General features: G+C 74.1%; 16 protein-coding genes and 1 tRNA gene. 14 read left to right on the forward strand and 3 right to left on the reverse strand.

What is annotated here, in order from left to right:
• The first annotated feature begins 28 nt into the window (after positions 1-28).
• Positions 29-102: transfer RNA gene (locus FHR36_RS37075), tRNA-Met, on the forward strand.
• Between the two features lie 143 nt (positions 103-245).
• On the opposite strand, the gene FHR36_RS37080 is transcribed toward FHR36_RS37075, so the two are convergent.
• Together FHR36_RS37080 and FHR36_RS37085 are read right to left on the reverse strand one after the other, a co-directional pair.
• Positions 246-1,427: a type IV toxin-antitoxin system AbiEi family antitoxin domain-containing protein gene (locus tag FHR36_RS37080; RefSeq protein WP_253804580.1), complete on the reverse strand. Its 1,182-nt coding sequence runs from the start codon at positions 1,425-1,427 to the stop codon at positions 246-248.
• Positions 1,428-1,642: 215 nt separating this feature from the next.
• Positions 1,643-2,677, reverse strand: a complete 1,035-nt coding sequence (locus FHR36_RS37085) for an SEC-C domain-containing protein (RefSeq protein WP_253804581.1) — start codon at positions 2,675-2,677, stop codon at positions 1,643-1,645.
• Positions 2,678-2,908: 231 nt separating this feature from the next.
• On the opposite strand from FHR36_RS37085, the gene FHR36_RS37090 reads away from it, so the two are divergent.
• The 3 genes from FHR36_RS37090 to FHR36_RS37100 all read left to right on the forward strand — a co-directional run bounded on the left by FHR36_RS37090 (position 2,909) and on the right by FHR36_RS37100 (position 6,486).
• Complete coding sequence (locus tag FHR36_RS37090; protein WP_253804582.1) at positions 2,909-3,469, forward strand: hypothetical protein; 561 nt, start codon at positions 2,909-2,911, stop codon at positions 3,467-3,469.
• 943 nt (positions 3,470-4,412) lie between these two features.
• Complete coding sequence (locus FHR36_RS37095) at positions 4,413-5,153, forward strand: hypothetical protein (protein WP_253804583.1); 741 nt, start codon at positions 4,413-4,415, stop codon at positions 5,151-5,153.
• A 94-nt stretch (positions 5,154-5,247) separates the two neighbouring features.
• Positions 5,248-6,486: a tetratricopeptide repeat protein gene (locus tag FHR36_RS37100; protein WP_253804584.1), complete on the forward strand. Its 1,239-nt coding sequence runs from the start codon at positions 5,248-5,250 to the stop codon at positions 6,484-6,486.
• Here the strand turns inward: FHR36_RS37100 and FHR36_RS37105 are convergent.
• Positions 6,425-7,078, reverse strand: coding sequence for a hypothetical protein (locus FHR36_RS37105; RefSeq protein ID WP_253804585.1), 654 nt, complete (start codon positions 7,076-7,078; stop codon positions 6,425-6,427). The two genes, FHR36_RS37100 and FHR36_RS37105, sit on opposite strands and share 62 nt — an antisense overlap.
• Before the next feature lie 612 nt (positions 7,079-7,690).
• Here FHR36_RS37105 and FHR36_RS37110 point away from each other — a divergent pair.
• The 10 genes from FHR36_RS37110 (at position 7,691) to FHR36_RS37150 (ending at position 14,555) form a co-directional block, all read left to right on the forward strand.
• Positions 7,691-8,371 (forward strand): hypothetical protein, encoded by a 681-nt coding sequence (locus FHR36_RS37110; protein WP_253804586.1) that lies wholly within the window; start codon positions 7,691-7,693, stop codon positions 8,369-8,371.
• A gap of 187 nt (positions 8,372-8,558) precedes the next feature.
• Positions 8,559-8,939: a hypothetical protein gene (locus FHR36_RS37115; RefSeq protein WP_253804587.1), complete on the forward strand. Its 381-nt coding sequence runs from the start codon at positions 8,559-8,561 to the stop codon at positions 8,937-8,939.
• 182 nt (positions 8,940-9,121) lie between these two features.
• Positions 9,122-9,529 (forward strand): hypothetical protein, encoded by a 408-nt coding sequence (locus FHR36_RS37120; RefSeq protein ID WP_253804588.1) that lies wholly within the window; start codon positions 9,122-9,124, stop codon positions 9,527-9,529.
• 124 nt (positions 9,530-9,653) lie between these two features.
• A complete protein-coding gene (locus tag FHR36_RS37125; RefSeq protein ID WP_253804589.1) occupies positions 9,654-10,388 on the forward strand; it encodes a hypothetical protein in 735 nt (244 codons plus the stop codon).
• Positions 10,389-10,730: 342 nt separating this feature from the next.
• A complete protein-coding gene (locus FHR36_RS39725; RefSeq protein ID WP_301331158.1) occupies positions 10,731-10,856 on the forward strand; it encodes a hypothetical protein in 126 nt (41 codons plus the stop codon).
• The gene (locus FHR36_RS37130; RefSeq protein ID WP_253804590.1) at positions 10,853-11,035 is read left to right on the forward strand and encodes a hypothetical protein; all 183 of its coding nucleotides are present in this window, start codon (positions 10,853-10,855) and stop codon (positions 11,033-11,035) included. Before FHR36_RS39725 ends, FHR36_RS37130 begins: the two co-directional genes overlap by 4 nt.
• Positions 11,036-11,170: 135 nt before the next feature.
• Positions 11,171-11,341: a hypothetical protein gene (locus FHR36_RS37135; RefSeq protein ID WP_253804591.1), complete on the forward strand. Its 171-nt coding sequence runs from the start codon at positions 11,171-11,173 to the stop codon at positions 11,339-11,341.
• A 254-nt stretch (positions 11,342-11,595) separates the two neighbouring features.
• On the forward strand, positions 11,596-13,029 hold the full coding sequence (locus FHR36_RS37140) for a helix-turn-helix domain-containing protein (RefSeq protein ID WP_253804592.1): 1,434 nt from the start codon (positions 11,596-11,598) through the stop codon (positions 13,027-13,029).
• A gap of 411 nt (positions 13,030-13,440) precedes the next feature.
• Positions 13,441-14,163, forward strand: coding sequence for a ribonuclease FAU-1 family protein (locus FHR36_RS40170; RefSeq protein ID WP_253804593.1), 723 nt, complete (start codon positions 13,441-13,443; stop codon positions 14,161-14,163).
• Positions 14,164-14,357: 194 nt separating this feature from the next.
• On the forward strand, positions 14,358-14,555 hold the full coding sequence (locus FHR36_RS37150) for a hypothetical protein (protein WP_253804594.1): 198 nt from the start codon (positions 14,358-14,360) through the stop codon (positions 14,553-14,555).
• Positions 14,556-14,607: the final 52 nt, after the last annotated feature.

The raw sequence follows: 14,607 nt of genomic DNA on the forward strand, positions 1-14,607 counted from the left end.
TGATGTGGCGTAGTGTCTGGTCCACCGACGCGGGGTGGAGCAGCTCGGTAGCTCGCTGGGCTCATAACCCAGAGGTCGCAGGTTCAAATCCTGTCCCCGCTACTTCCAGGCCGGGCCCGGTTGCGTCTCGACGCACCGGGCCCGGCCCGTTTCTCGCGTCCCGCATCCCGGCGCTCACCCCGACGGCACCGCCTCGTGGCCCACCGGCCGGGCGGTGCCGGCGGGGTGGGTGCTCGCCTGGTGCGTCAGCCGGCCGCGACGGCGTACAGGCCGCGGCCGGTGCGCTCGGCGCGGCCGTCCTTGTGGAGGCGTTCGAGCATGGCGCGTACGGCGTCGGCGGCCCCCTTCTCGTGGTCGAGGCCGAGCAGGGCGGTCACCTCGCCGGCCCGCAGCGGGCCGTCGCCCTGGGCGAGAGCGGCCAGAACGCTGGCGGCATCGGTCAGCCGCCGACGGCCGGACGCCGTGCGCGGGGCAGCGGCCGGTCCGGCCTTGGCACCGTCGGCCTTCGCGGAGGCAGGGGCCTGCGATGGCGGCTGCGGCTCGGCCCGGGACTCGGCGGCCGCCTTGGCCCGGGTGCGGGTGGTGCCCTCGGCCTTGGCGCTCTTGCGGGTGCCCGCCTTCTTCGCGGGTGCGGTGGTCTTCGGTGCCGTGTCCGGCTCGGGCACGGCCGCCGCGGGGGACGCCTCGGCGGCGCCGGTGTCGGGCCGGGTGTCCGTACGCTGCGCCGCGGTGGTGGTCTTTCGCGCCCGTGCCGTGGTCGTGCGGGCGCCGGTCTTCTTCGCGGGTGCGGCGGCCCCTGGTGCTGCGTCCGGCTCGGGCACGGCCGCCGCGGGGGACGCCTCGGCGGCGCCGGTGTCGGGCCGGGTGTCCGTACGCTGCGCCGCGGTGGTGGTCTTTCGCGCCCGTGCCGTGGTCGTGCGGGCGCCGGTCTTCTTCGCGGGTGCGGCGGCCCCTGGTGCTGCGTCCGGGTCGGGCACGGCTGTCGCGGTCGCCGGGGTGGTGTCGGTGTCGGGTTCGGCGGCCGTGCGCTTCGCGGTGCCGGCTGGCTTCCGGACGGACGTCCTGGTCGCCGACGCCTTCTTGGCGGTGGCCTTCTTCGCGGTGGTCTTCTTGGCCGTGGTGGTCTTGCGGGCGCGCACGGGTTCGGCCGCAGCCGGGGCCGGGGCGGGTTCGGCGCCGCCGTCCGAGGCGCGGCCGTCGGGTGCGGCATCGGCGGCGGGCGGCTCGACCACGGCCGTCGCCTCGCCGGCGTGCTGCGGCGGTGCGGCGTCCCCGAGCGGTGCCGCGGACAGGACTCGGAGGCCGTCCAGCACGGCCACCATCGCGTTCTCCCGGGCGATGAGGGCCGCGAGCTGTTCCTCCAGCCGGCGCCGCTCCTCGCGTACGGCCGGCAGCTGCCCTTCCAACAGCGCCCGCGTCGATCCCACACCGCCATCAGCACCGAACGTCGCTACATCCACGGGGGCTCCCCTTCGGGTCGACTGATGTTCGGACTGTACGGCGATCACGAGCCGCGGTACGGCGGGATGGCGGAATCCAACTCGTAACGGGGACGGCGCGGCCCGTCGGGCGCCCGGCGGCCCGTCCTGCCGAAGGCGCCTGTGGAGTGACGCGCCGGTGGGCAAGTCGTCCTTCGCGGTACTCAGTTCCGTGCGGGCGCGCCGCAGCACTTCTTGTACTTCGTGCCGGAGTCGCACCAGCAGGGGCCGTTGCGGGCCGGCGGCCACACCAGCGAGTGCTCGGGTGCGGTGTGGTCGAGCCACCGGCTGTAGTCCCGGCGAGCCGCCGGGTCCGCCGGATCCCGGCCGACCCGCACGGCCCAGGCCTCGTAGTCGGCGAGGGCGGCGGGGACCAGGCGGACGTGCGCTGCCCCGCGTTCGCTCCAGTCGCGGGCCTGGGCCTGGACGAGAGTGGTGTAGGAGGCGTAGTCGTCGCCATACACCCTTGTCGTCTCGGGCCAGCGGGCGCGGACCCGGTCGAAGTCGGCGCGCCTCCAATGCAGCACGATGCCGTCGAACGCCTCCCCGTCGCCGCCTACCCGGTGCTCCGCCGGGCCGGGTGGGCGGATCCCGTCGAGGAGCAGGCGGCCGAGCCCGTCCAGTGCGTCCTCGCCGACGTCCAGGGCGGCCAGATCCTGGTCGTCGAGGTCGAGGTCGAGTCCCTGGCGCAGCAGGGCGCGGCTGAGCCGCAGGTCGTCCACCACCGGCGCGTGCTCTTGGCCGGTGTCCTCGCCGGGTGCGTGCAGCAGCGCGGCCTCGCACCACCGAAGCGCCTGCTCGGGCCGGTCCTGGTCGGTCAGCAGCTCGACCATGTCCCGGTAGATCCGCAGGGCCGCCTGGTCGGGGTCGGCATCGAGGTCGGTGCGCAGCGCGCTGCAGGCCGTGTCGCCTTCGTCGGCCAGGCCGAGGTCGTAGAGCTGCTCGATGACACCGACCTGGGCGTCCCGCCGGTGGGGACCTCTCTCGCCGGCCAGCTGCCGGAAGGCCGCGAGGGCGGCTTCGTGGTCACCTTGGCGGGCGAGGTTCCATGCGGCGCCGAGCCGGGCCTCGCCGGCGCCGTCCGCCGCTCGGGGCTGCCGCTCGTCGCCGGCGGCCGCGGGCGCCGGAATGTGCGTGGCGGCCTGCTCGGCGGTTGTCTCCGAGCCTGCGGCGGTATCGGCGCGTGGAAGGGTGTTCATGCCTTCACCGTAGGAGCTTTCCCGTACCAACGTGCGGAAGTGACGGCCATTCACCCACCCGGGGACACGCCCGTCCACCGGCCGCGCCCCACAGACGCGCAGCGGCCGCCTGAGCCCGGCCGACCGGTGCGCACGGGGACCGCTGCGCCGCTTGGAGCCGTGGACGCGGGCGGCCCCGGGGCAGTCCCGGGCAGGCGGGACGGGTACCGTCCGGGCACTACGCTGCGTCAGGTGAGGAACACGAAGGCGTTCCAGGACGCCGTTGCCCAGACCCTTGCCGAACTCGCCCACCGCGGCGTCACCATGAGACCGGGAGCGGTCGCCGACGTCATCGAGCACAACGTCCGGGCCGTGGCGCAGCGCCTGGGCATCCAGGAGCGCTCCGCCTGGCGCTACCTCGATCCGGCGGCCCTGGCGGACAGCCTCGCCCGCCAGCACCAGGAGCTCCAGGACACGAGTGACGAGCGCGGCGTCGGACAGGCCCCGATGCCGCCGGTCGGCAACCCGGAACTGGCGATGATCCTGGCCGGAGTACCCGACGCGCTCACCGAGACCGGCGGCGACCTGTACGCAGTCATCGTCAACCTCGCCGTGAACGCCTGGATGGCCGGCCACATCCACGGAGAGGACGGCTGCCCCGGCTGCGAGGGCAACCGCGGACCCGCCGGACACGACTGGGACGCCCGCATGAAGGCCATCACCACGATCGCCCCCGACATCGACCGGTGGTTCGACCCGCAGGTGTGGACGCAGGCCCTGGAGGACAGCGGGTTCAGCGTCACCCGCCGCTGACCGGCAACCGACCATCGGCCGCCACCGCTGTCTCGGCGGACGCAGCCCGACCCGGTCGCCCCTTGAGCGATTCTGCGCCCAGAACAGGCGGCGCGGCCGTATCGTCGAGACGCGAGGTCGACGTGCTGCCGCCCTCGCTCCTTGGATGCCCGGCCCGGTCGCTCCCCCCGTGCGGCCGGGCCGCGCTACGCCCGGGGGCACCCGATGGGGCGCGACGGAGGACGCGCCTCGATCGACGGCTGCTCGTCGGGGCGCAGACGGACGTGGCGGACGGCGCCGCGAGGGCAGGACCCGGCGATACCTCAATGAGCGGGCGCGGTCCGGTGACCGCCCGCAGCGCGGCCGGGCCGCCTTCGGCCGGGACGAGCTGGCCCTGCGGGAGCCCGGAGGGTTGCCGGGCCGCCTCCGGGGGACGGCCGCGGGGAGGTGACGGTGCGACGGGCTTCCTCGAACGCGACGACCAGGGGTTCGGGGCGGCTCGGCGCCCCGGGGCCAGGGCGGGTGCCGGCAGGTCATGGACGCTGCCGGGCAGTCGACACCTGGACCGGGCTGGCCGCGGTCAGGCCGGTCGGGCTGCCCCGGGTGTCGCACGGGCCGGCAGCGCTCGGTGCTTTTCGGTGCGCGCGTGGCGGTCCCGGGGGCCGGGGCTCTCGGGGCGCGGAGCCGCCGGGTGCGCTGCCGCGGGCCGTTCTGAAAACCGGCGGGACTGCCTTCCCCCTGGCCGGTCCCAGGACGGAGCGCTTCACCCGGCGAGGAAGCGGCCGAGTCGGCGAGCGAGCGCCTCGCGCTCGGGCCAGCCGCCGGCCGCGCACCCGACCCGCTTGAAGATCACCCGTCAGGGCCGCACCCCGGCCGGCCGTGCACTACCGTGAGGCGCACGCCACGGCCTTGATGCCGCCTCACCACCGGCTCCACCGGGCGTTCGGCAGCCGGATGGGGGGACATGGGCGCAAGAGGGACACCTGGCCGCCGGAGTGCGCAGGCGGGCACGGTTGCGGCGGCACTGCTGCTGCTCGCTGCGTGCACCGCGACCGGCGCGGACGAGGCCCACCCTGCCGCCCCCACCGCCGCACGGCCGTCCTCCGGCGCGCCCGGGGTTCCGGTCCGGGCGGCCGAGCCGGTGGCGGAGCAGGACAGGTGGGTCCTGGACGCGCTCCGCTCGATGGACGACGCCGGCCGGCTCGGCCATCCCGCACCCACCGCCGGGCAGTTGATGGTGCTGGCCGCGGCCGTGAACGGCGAGGCCACCGCAGCATGGCTGCCGGACAGTCGCACCGTGTGCGCGTTCTGGCTCACGCTCGCGGACGACGGCCGGCCCTCCCCGCCGGGGCGGCGGGACGGGCGCGGCACGGTGCACACCGTCTCCTGCGGTGACGTACCGGAGCGTCCCGGCACGATCGGCCTGAAGGACGACGCCGCGCAGGCCGACGGCATCAGCTTCGTGGTGCTGCTGGCCGGGAGGGACGAACCGTTGGCGATGTCCGACGGCTGGGGACGCGAGCGCTACGGTCCGCTGCGCCAGCAGGTCGCCCGCGCCGCGGACGGCCGCACCTTCCACGTGGCCTGGTACCAGTTCCTGACCCACAACGGACCGCAGACGTATCTCCACAACGGCCTCACACCGCAGGCTCGGCTGTGCACGGTCAGCGGCGACCTCTGCCGCGAGCCGATGCCCGTCGACTGAGCCCACGCCGAGCCCACCGGTCGACATGCGGCCGGCCGTTGGCCGCTACGATCTCGGCCGTTGCCCTGGGGAGAGGACGTGTGCGGTGGGTGTGATGGCGCGTTGGCGGCTGGCGCGGGCCAAAGCCGACCTGGAGAGCGCCGAACGCTGTGTCCGGGACCGCCGGTGGACGCAGGCGCAGGAGACGGGCCGCAAGGCCACTGCGGCCTTCGCCGACCTGCGCGGCCCTGGCGCCGCAGGGACCCTGCGCGGACGGCTGGCGGTGGCGGCCGCACTGTCGGGCCAGCACCGCTGGGAGGAGGCCGCGCACGAGCTACACCTGGCTGTGGACGCGGTCGATCCCGCCGTGCACGGAACCCTCTTCGTGGTCACATTGCGTTCCAGGCTGGCGCAGGCGCTGCGGGTGACCGGCCGGCTCGAGCAGGCGGAGGCCGAGGCGCGCCTCGCACTCTCCTACCCGGACACCCCGCCGGGTCGCCACCAGGTCGCAGCTCGGGACACGCTCGCGCTCGTCCTCGGCGACCTGGGCCGCCACCGCGAGGCCGCCGAACTGTGCGCCGTCACCGCTGCCGAGCACGTCCGCCTTGCCGGAGCCGGCAGTGCGGCCTTCGCGCTCAAGGCACGTGCGAACCGCATCTCGCTGCTCGCTTACGTGGGACAGCACGACGAGGTCGCCGCGGAGGCGGAAGCTGTCCGGGCGGCCGCGAGCGCGCTCGGCGAGCCGGCGGCGTCCCAGATACGGCTGGCCGCCGCCCTTGCCTGGGCCACCAGCCTGTCTCTGCAGGGTCGGTTCCAGGACGCGGAGGCTTTGCTGAGGCCGGAACTGGCGGAAGCGGGCCGCGGCTTGGACGAGGAGTTCGCGGTCATGGCGCAGCTCAACCTGGCCCGCGCCAGCGGCGGCCTCGGCAAGGCGGAGGAGGCGTGGCAGGCCGTGGCCGCCGCGCAGGCCGTCGCGGACCGGATGCACACTGTCCCTACGGGCATCGCCACCGCCCTCGCCTACGCCCGGGCCTCTGCGCTCCTCGCGTTGGACCGGGTGGCCGACGCCGACCGGGAGGTGCGACGCTGCCTTGAACTGTGCGAGAGCCACCTCTCGCCGGTCCACCACCGCACGCTCGAAGCCCGGACACTGCTCGGTATCGTGCTGGCCCGCCGGGGCGACCGTGAGGAGGGCGCGATCAGGCTGCAGGCTGCCCTCGACGTGTGGCTCGTCCACTTCGGAGACCACCACCACGGCACGGCCTCGGCCCGGCAGGCCCTCGCCGGGGTCTTCACCGGCGGCCCTGACACCGGCTTCCACTACCCGGGCGGCGCCCGTCCCGCGTCCCGTTGAGGGTGGTTCGGATCGTCCGGGCGGGTCCGCGGCGTTCGGTGACGCCCTCACCGGGCGCCTTCGGGAGGTCCACGATCATGAGAGGGCCGGGGTAGTAGACGCCGCTGCGCGGGCCGAACATGTCCTCGCCGGCGAGGTAGCGGTAGAGCCATTCGCTGAAGCTCATCTCGTACTCGGCGAACTGGCCGTCGAGGACGATGCCCGCCATGTGCCAGCCGTCTCCGTCGGCCGGCCGGACGAGGAAGGCTCCTTCGCGCCGGTCGGTGCTGGCGACGGGGATCAGGCCGTCCGGTCCGCCGAAGCTGGGCCTCGCTCCGCGGAAGGTGACACCCGCCCCGTCCCAGTCGGACTCCTCCAGGCCTTTGATCTCCGGCCCCAGACGCTCGGCCAGGTTGAAGAATTGGGTGCCGGGGCGGGTCAGGGTGAGGTGGTGGTTGAGGGTCACCGGGGCGTAGGTTTCTGCGATCTGCTTGAAGTCCGCCGGGAGCTCGACTTCCAGCAGCCCCTCCACCTCTGCCCACCCGCTCGACTCGGGGCGGTCCGGCCTGCCTGGTCCGATCATGTCGAGGACGGCGCCGAGGTAGTCGCGCATGTCTTCCTTCCTCTCGCTCAAGGGGATCGCCCGGGCGTCACCGCGGCTCGGACCGGGGCCCGGGTGGTTTCCGGGTGCGTACGCCGCTTGCTTGGTACTTTCCTCGCGTCGTCCGGGGAAATATTCGCACGTCGCAGGGGGCGGATCCCTGGTGTCATGGCGCTCGAGGAAACCACGCAGCCCTGACAACGCGCCTCGCGGCGCGGGTACCGGCACCCGGCCGGGGCGGGGAGCCTTCCGCCAGTCGCCCGGGCGGGGCCGCGTCCGCCGTCGGCCCGGCTGCGCGTCAGCCCTGGTGGGGGCAGCCCAACTGCCCGGCGGCTGTGGTCCTGAACGCCTGCTGCGCCGCACCGTCACCGAGCCACTGCGTCGGCGGGTGGGGCGGGCCGGTAGCGGCTGTGCAGGTCAGGCAGAGCCTCGGCCATCTCGTACTCCTGCCAGTCCTCCTGGTGCGACCACTCCGGGACCCGGCACAGGCCTTCCGTGGCCCGCGTGTGCTCGTGACCAGCGCAAACGCCGGGTTCCTGAGGGCGGGGGGTTGTTCTGCTGCGGCATCGGCTGGGTAGTATCCGGCCTCGCTTCCCTTCCCGGCTTTGATGGAACGAGACGACCATGCCCCGCGCCGAGACCGACCAGCCTTCCGAAGAACTGAGCGGGCTTCGGGCGATCTGGGCTAACACTCTGGAGCCCGTGCCGCCGCTGCCCTGGTATCGCCGGGTCTCCCCCAAACTTGCGGTGGCGGGGGTGGTGGTCACGGGACTGGTGTCGGCGCTGGTGGCGGCTGCCGTGACGGGCGTGGGTGCCCCTCCCCGGCACAGGATTGTGCTGGCGGAGCGGGTCGGCGACCAGGTACGGCTCCCGGACGACGGGAACACCCAGGCTGTACGCGCCGACTATGAGCGGCGGATGACGGCCCTGAGGCCGTACCGGGAGCTGGCGGTGGCCGGCTACGGGCCCGCCGGGACGACCGGGACTTCATTGACTCTGGTGGGGCTGACGGGCAGCTTCCCGGATCCCCAGCGGGAGTTGCGGAAGTACTTCGGGCGGATGGAGGGCGGCGATCTGATGCGCGACACGGTGTCCGGGCTGCAGGACTTTCCGGCCGGCCCGCTCGGCGGCGAGCTGCTGTGTGCGGTGATGGTCTACCCGTCCGTCTCCCAGACCACCTGCGCCTGGGCGGACGGCAGTACGGTCGGCATCGTCACCGACACCGCGGGGGAGAGCGAGCTCGAGGACCTGGCCGCCCGCACGCTGGACATCCGGTCCGCGGTCGAGGTCGCGGCAGAGGACTGACCGGGGTGCCGACGTGCTGGACCAGGTTCCCGTCCCACCGGACCGAGGTCGATCCGTCGACGGGTGCGACAAAGCGGATTCACCCCCGCGCTCGTCCATCCACCCGCGCCGGGGCCGATCTGACACAGTGTGAGGCAGTTGATCCGCTTCCTCTCCGCTGCTCTGCGTAATGGTGGATGATCACCGTGTGAGCATGTGGTGGGTCGGGCGCAGGGACGCGCTCCTGGCGGACGTGGCCGGCGCGTTGGTGTTCTTCGGCGCGGACCCGGTCGACGACCCCGGGATCGGCGAACTCGCCGACACCGCCCGCGCCCTCGCCGCCCAGTACCGGACCAGCGGCCGCAGCCGGGCCGCCCGCGAGGCCGGCTCCCTGTTGGACGAGGCGGCCGCCGAACTGGCCTGCGCCGACCGCTTCCGCGGCGCGCTGCTGCCGGTCGTCACCCGGCGCCTGCGCCGCGCGGCCCTGGCCCTGGGACAGGCCCGGACGCTGCTCCGGCTGCTGGCCGCGCGGGCGGGCGAGGAGCCCACAGGTGCCGAACCGGCAGCGATCCGGGCCGCCATGCGCTGAGTGTGCCGCGTCGGCACCCCCGCACCCGGCCCCCCGGCGGCGGGCGCCGCGCCGCGCCCCGGGGCGGGCTGCTTCCGGATCGTCCTGGGACTCCTTCGGATGATCACGGCGGTGCGGCCGTCACCTCGCCCGCGCGCCGGCGGTTGGGCCGGGTGTCGTCGTCGCCTGTCAGGAGAATCCTCGTGCGTGTCCGTCCCGTTCTGTCCGCGGCTGTTGCCGCCGCGGCCGCCATGGTCCTCGCCGTCCCCGCCCACGCTGCCGCCGCGCCGGCGACTTCACTCGACGGGCACCGTGCGGCGGGGGAGGTGGTCGCGACGACGCTGTACGACGCGGTCGACGCGCTGCCGGTCGCGGACGAGGACCGGACCGGGTACGTGCGGACCGCGTTCCGGCACTGGATCGACGCCGACAAGGACGGGTGCGACACCCGCAGAGAGGTGCTCAAGGCGGAGGCGGTCGAGGCGCCGATGGTCGGGCCGAACTGCACGCTGACCGGCGGGATGTGGTTCTCCCCGTACGACGATGTGGTGCTGCAGGATGCGAAGCTGCTGGATGTGGACCACGTCGTATCCGCACCTGCGACACGTTGAATATCCATCTGAGCAGTTCACGCCGTTGGCGGCATGCTGATGACAGCTGTGGAGCGGCCGCCTGGATCAGGCCGAGAGCTTCGCGATAAAGTGCCGATCCTGTTGCTGTTCGCCACCTCTGGAAATGAAGTACAGGATGCATATCCTGGACGATCCCTCCGAACTGTCGGAGCGGGCACAGGATCTCCTTCGCCGTACGGGCCGCCGCGAGAGGCCGGTCAGGTTCGAAGTCCCGATCGAGATGTGGCGAGTGCGTGACCGCACGGGCCGTCTCGTCCCAGCCCCCCTGGAACTCATCATCCGATGCGAGGGCTTCGAGCAGAGATTCCGCGGCCTGCGCTACCAGGTGCGACACAGCTGGACCCTGGACGGGGAGCGGTACGAGACGGGCCGCAGCTGGGAATACGACCATTTCGGCGTGAAGACAGGGGCCTGGCAGGATCCCGTGCGAGGCGGCTGGTACTTCGAGTGGCTCGGAGAACGCGTGTCGAAGCCGTGCCGGGACCTGCTTCACACCGATGGAGGTGTCGGCACCGACGTGGACGGCGGCAGTCCCTACCTCCCCGTCGCTCCCTCGGTCACGCACCTGATCGAGTCCCATGCCCTGACGGACGCCGTCTCCGTCTGGAGGCCCTGGCCTGTCGCAGGTTCCGCTGCAGTTTCGGCCGCCGAGGCTCTCGGCGGACTCGTCGAGGTGCCGGAGGCTTCCTGGGAAACCTCACGATGGCGGCTTTCGGACTCGGTCGCAGTCTTCGACAGCGAAAGCTGGGACCGGGAGAATCCGAGTCGTCGTGTGCGGATCTGGTCGCGGAACGAGGTCGGCCACCGTGAGGTCCGGAACGCCTTCGGGTCCGGGTGAGCGAGCCTCCGACTTCGCGGATACGAATACTCAACAGCTCAGTCAGTCTCGAACCGGGCCAGCCGTCTGCGTAGCAGGAGGTTCTCACCTTGGGCGACCCCCAGGGCCTTGCAGAGTTTCGCCACTTCGTCCTGGTGGGCCTTCGTCTCCTGGGCGAGGCGTGCGGCCAACGCTCGCACCGCGGATGAGGTGGGCGAGGAAGCTGTCGGCTCAGGAACGGTGGCGCCAAGGCCTCCGCCCTTCGCGCGGTAACGCTCCACAAGGGCGCGCAGTCCCGGGTGCCGATAGAGGAAATCGGTACTCACACCCGCGGCACGGGCAACCGTGGTGAAGTTGATCCGCTTGCCGTTCTTGACGGCGGTGAAGACCCGTTGGGGCCTGTCCGTGGACCAGCGCGAGGCGGACGCTCTCCACCGGCTCGCCGCCGACTGCCCGAACGAGACCCTGACCGTCACCCTCGCCCGATGACCGCGCCAGTGGACATGGGCGGCGACTGCCCGGCCACGGCCACGATCCAGCTCGGCGGCGTGCCCTGCGCGGTCGTCTGCAACCTGCCGGCCGGCCACCTGGGTGCCGGGCACGAGGACCTGGTCCTCGGTGCCTGGATTGAGCCGCCGGCCGAGCGCCACGGCGGAGGGCGCGGCTGACAGCCCGTGCCGGGTTCACCCGATCGGTGAGGGCCGTCCCGCCGCGGTGGTGCCCGTGGCGGGGCCGTGCGTCCGACGGGCCGACAGCGTGTGAGGTGGTGTTCGGGCCGGGCTGCCGAAGGCGGCCCGGCCCCGGTGCTGCACGCGGCGGATCCGGGATCGCGGCGGCTCGGACTGCTCCTGCTCCTGCTCCTGCGCGTGCAGCGGGCCGGGGACAGGCGTCTGACCCGGCCCGCTTTCATGATCCGCGAGTGGGCGGAGGCGACCTGGGCCCGCCTCCCGGCGACCGAGTGGGCCACCTTCTGATCCGCGGCCGGAAGCCGGCCGCGGGTGCGGACCCAGTGGTGCCGCGGGCTGTCCGGGGCCGAGGCTCCTCGGAGGCCTCGGCGTCCCGCCCAGGCGAGGGCGCGAGGCCCGGATGCGAGCCGTGCGCGCCCGCCGCGGCCCGTCCTGGTGACGAAACGTCAAGAACTTCACCGCCGAGCCGAGTTGCGCTGTCCCATGACGGATCGGACTTACCGCAGTCCAATTTGGCACAGCAACTGTGGAGGGGCACGACGATGGCACGCAACCCGAACCCGACGGCCGCGATCACGGCGGCCTGGCTGATCGCCCGGGCCCGGCAGAACAGCCCCGACCTGTCCCAGAGCGCGCTGGCCGAGCAGCTCGGCATCAGCCAGGCCGCCCTGAGCAAGTACGAGACCGGGCAGCGCGAGCCGTCCACCGCCGACCTGCAGCGCATCATCGGCCACACCGACTACCGCCTGGAACTCGCCCTGCGCCACGAGCCCCGCACCCCCGGGATCGAGGAGTACCTGAACCCCGCCGCCGCGCCGCCCGCCGTCTCCAGCCCCCACCTGGCCCGGCGCCTGCCCCCGCAGCTGACCCCCCACACCGGCCGGTGGCCCGCCTCGCCCGACGACGGCCCGCGCCTGGAAGAGGCACTCCTGCGCCTGTACGAGATCCGCGACCTCCTGCGGGACGCGCTGCGCCCCGAGGAGCGGCTGCAGCGCACCTACGAGCAGTTCCACCACGAGCGCGACCGCGACCTCATCCACCTCGTGCTCCCGATCGGCACCGGCGCCGCCCAGGCCGCGGCGGTGCTGGCCCACGCGATCGACAGCGGCACGCCCCGCCCGCCCGTCCGGCGCCCGGCCCGGTCGCCGGGCACCGACCAGCCGCGCGTGCACCGGCTGGTGTGGGCGCACATCGTCGGCTGCCTGCGCGCCGAGGAGGCCGTCTGCCGCGACCGGATCGCCCTCCTCCACCAGGCCCAGGAGGCGGCCCGCCACCGGCGCCGCGCCCACGACCGGGCCGAGGAGATCGCCCGCCTCGCCGACCGTGGCCACGCGACCGCGGTCGCCGAGACCGACCGGGCCGCCACCGACCTGGAGCAGGCCCGCCGCCGCAGCGCCGCCCTCACCCGCCACACCGGGCCCGACGACGTCGGCACGGCCGGCGAGCGCTACCTCGCCGCCGAACTCACCGAACTCGCCGACCGCGCCCGCACCCTGTTCGAACAGCTGGCCCTCGAACCCGCCTTCCGCGCCTGGCGGACGGAGCACGCCGCCACCGACCCGCTCTACGACGCCTGGCTCGACGGACCGCTGCGCACCCGGCTCGCCCCGCCCCGGCTCTACCCGGACAAGCACGCCTTCTACCGGGACCACCGGCCGCTCGCCGACCCGTGGAGCGAGGCCCTGGACCGGCAGGAGGGCGGCGCGGCGCCGTTCGGCAGTGACGAGCGCTCCGCCGTCGACCGGTTCGACCGGCGGTGGCAGGTGACCATCGCCGCGCCCACCACGGGCGATCCGCGGGCCTGGCCGAAGCCCGAGGCCGTGGTGGTGGCCACCCGAAACCCGGCCGGGTGGCACGGTGAGCCGCTCACCCCCGTCTACGTGCTGGCCGACGGTGTGGATGCCGGCTGGGCGGCCGAGGCGCTCGCGGCCTCGAGGTCGACCTCCCTCGAGGAGGCCGCCCGCAGCCTCGGCTGATCCCGCCCGGCCTGCGGGGGCGGCCGGGCGGGATCGTGGCCCCACCGCCGCCGCGAGGACCCGGGGCTCCACGACACCGTGAGCCCCGGCTTGTTCCGGCCGGTCGCCGAACCGCGCGGCCGACCGGAGCCGATCGGGGGAGGCCGATGTTCGACGCGGGCCGGCCGGGGGCACAGCCTTCGGCATGACGACACCCTCCACCAGGTACTCCCGCCGCCGTCGCCGCCGCGCGGCGCCAGCCGTTTCTGCTGCTCCGGCCCGGGCCCGCGCGCCGCAGCCGCCGTCGCCGGCGCGGGCGCCGGGCGGGGCGGGCGGGTGCTGCCGGACGTGGACGAGCGAGCACATCGACCCGGGCGGCACGGTCGTGTCCACCACCTGGCACGAGCCCGCCTGCCGGACCCGGAGCGGCCAGTGACCGCGGCTTCCACCCCCGCGGCTTCCACCCCCGCCGCTTCCACCCCCGGCGATCCCGCCGTCGCGCAGGGCCCGGTGTTCACGCCCGGTGCCACGGTGGTCCGCCGCGACATCCACGCGGGCAGGGTCTGGTCCGCCCAGCCGCACCGGGCGCTCGCCGACACCGGCACCGTGCTGCACCTCGGCTACTGGCCCGGCATCACCGCCCTCGCCCCCACCACCTGGACCACCGCGCTGCGCACCGGCGACGACACGGCACGCAAACACGGTCTGGCCGACCTCGCGGCCGATACGTGGGAGTTGGAGCCCTGGGCCTGGCGGGACACCGTCCTGCAGTCCCGCTTCGAGACGGGGGAGTGGTTCTCCCTGCACTGGTTCCGGACCCCGGCGGGGGAGCCGCTGCGCGTGTACGTGAACTTCGAGCGCCCGGCGGTCCGGACGCGGATCGGGATCGACACCCTGGACCTGCTGGTCGACCTGGTGGCCGCACCCGACCTGTCCTCGGCGACGTGGAAGGACGTCGGCGAGTACGAGCACGGGCGCCGCCTCGGCCTCGTCACCGACGCCGACCACCACCACGTGGAGCTGGCGCGTGAGCGGGCGCTGGGCCTGCTGCAGGACCGCACGGGCCCGTTCGCCGACCCGTGGCCCGCCTGGACGCCCGACGAGACGTGGCCGACCCCGGTCCTTCCGGCCGGCGCCGACCGGGCGGTGCTGTAGGCCGTCTGCGGGTTCACGACCGCGCGGTGGCCTCCGATCCGGCGGGCGGCGGCGCCCGGCCCGCCGGGCGGAGCTGCCCCACGGCGCCCTGCGGGCTCGCGGGGCGGGCGCTGCACAATCGCTGCGGGTGGCGGACCGGCGGATCGTCTCGAACGGTGAAGAGGCAGGTGCTGCCCCGGGTGGGAGGTGCTCCGATGTCCGGTTCCGGACTCACGGATGAGGAAGCCGAACTGGTGCGGGATTTCGTTGACGTTCCGCCCGGCCTCGTGGTGGACCGGACGGATGTCCAGCGCGCCCGGCTGGCCGAAGCGGCAGGTGGCGGCCGGTTCCGGAAGATCGCGCCGGGCCTGTACGAGATCGTCACGCACACCGCGGACCCGGGCGACCTGTAGATCGCCCGCCGCCGGGCGCTCCCGGCGGCCAGGAGATCTTGCGGCCCCCTCC

This window comes from Kitasatospora cinereorecta (assembly GCF_024172095.1).
GTDB lineage: Bacteria > Actinomycetota > Actinomycetes > Streptomycetales > Streptomycetaceae > Kitasatospora > Kitasatospora cinereorecta.

Bases quoted from the DNA above. Each gene is read 5' to 3' on its own strand.
- FHR36_RS37095 (WP_253804583.1), top strand. From the start codon at position 4,413: ATGGGCGCAAGAGGGACACCTGGCCGCCGGAGTGCGCAGGCGGGCACG.
- FHR36_RS37125 (WP_253804589.1), top strand. From the start codon at position 9,654: ATGAAGTACAGGATGCATATCCTGGACGATCCCTCCGAACTGTCGGAG.
- FHR36_RS37110 (WP_253804586.1), top strand. From the start codon at position 7,691: ATGCCCCGCGCCGAGACCGACCAGCCTTCCGAAGAACTGAGCGGGCTT.
- FHR36_RS37100 (WP_253804584.1), top strand. From the start codon at position 5,248: ATGGCGCGTTGGCGGCTGGCGCGGGCCAAAGCCGACCTGGAGAGCGCC.
- FHR36_RS37150 (WP_253804594.1), top strand. From the start codon at position 14,358: ATGTCCGGTTCCGGACTCACGGATGAGGAAGCCGAACTGGTGCGGGAT.
- FHR36_RS37085 (WP_253804581.1), bottom strand. From the start codon at position 2,677: ATGAACACCCTTCCACGCGCCGATACCGCCGCAGGCTCGGAGACAACC.
- FHR36_RS37140 (WP_253804592.1), top strand. From the start codon at position 11,596: ATGGCACGCAACCCGAACCCGACGGCCGCGATCACGGCGGCCTGGCTG.
- FHR36_RS37105 (WP_253804585.1), bottom strand. From the start codon at position 7,078: ATGCGCGACTACCTCGGCGCCGTCCTCGACATGATCGGACCAGGCAGG.
- FHR36_RS37130 (WP_253804590.1), top strand. From the start codon at position 10,853: ATGACCGCGCCAGTGGACATGGGCGGCGACTGCCCGGCCACGGCCACG.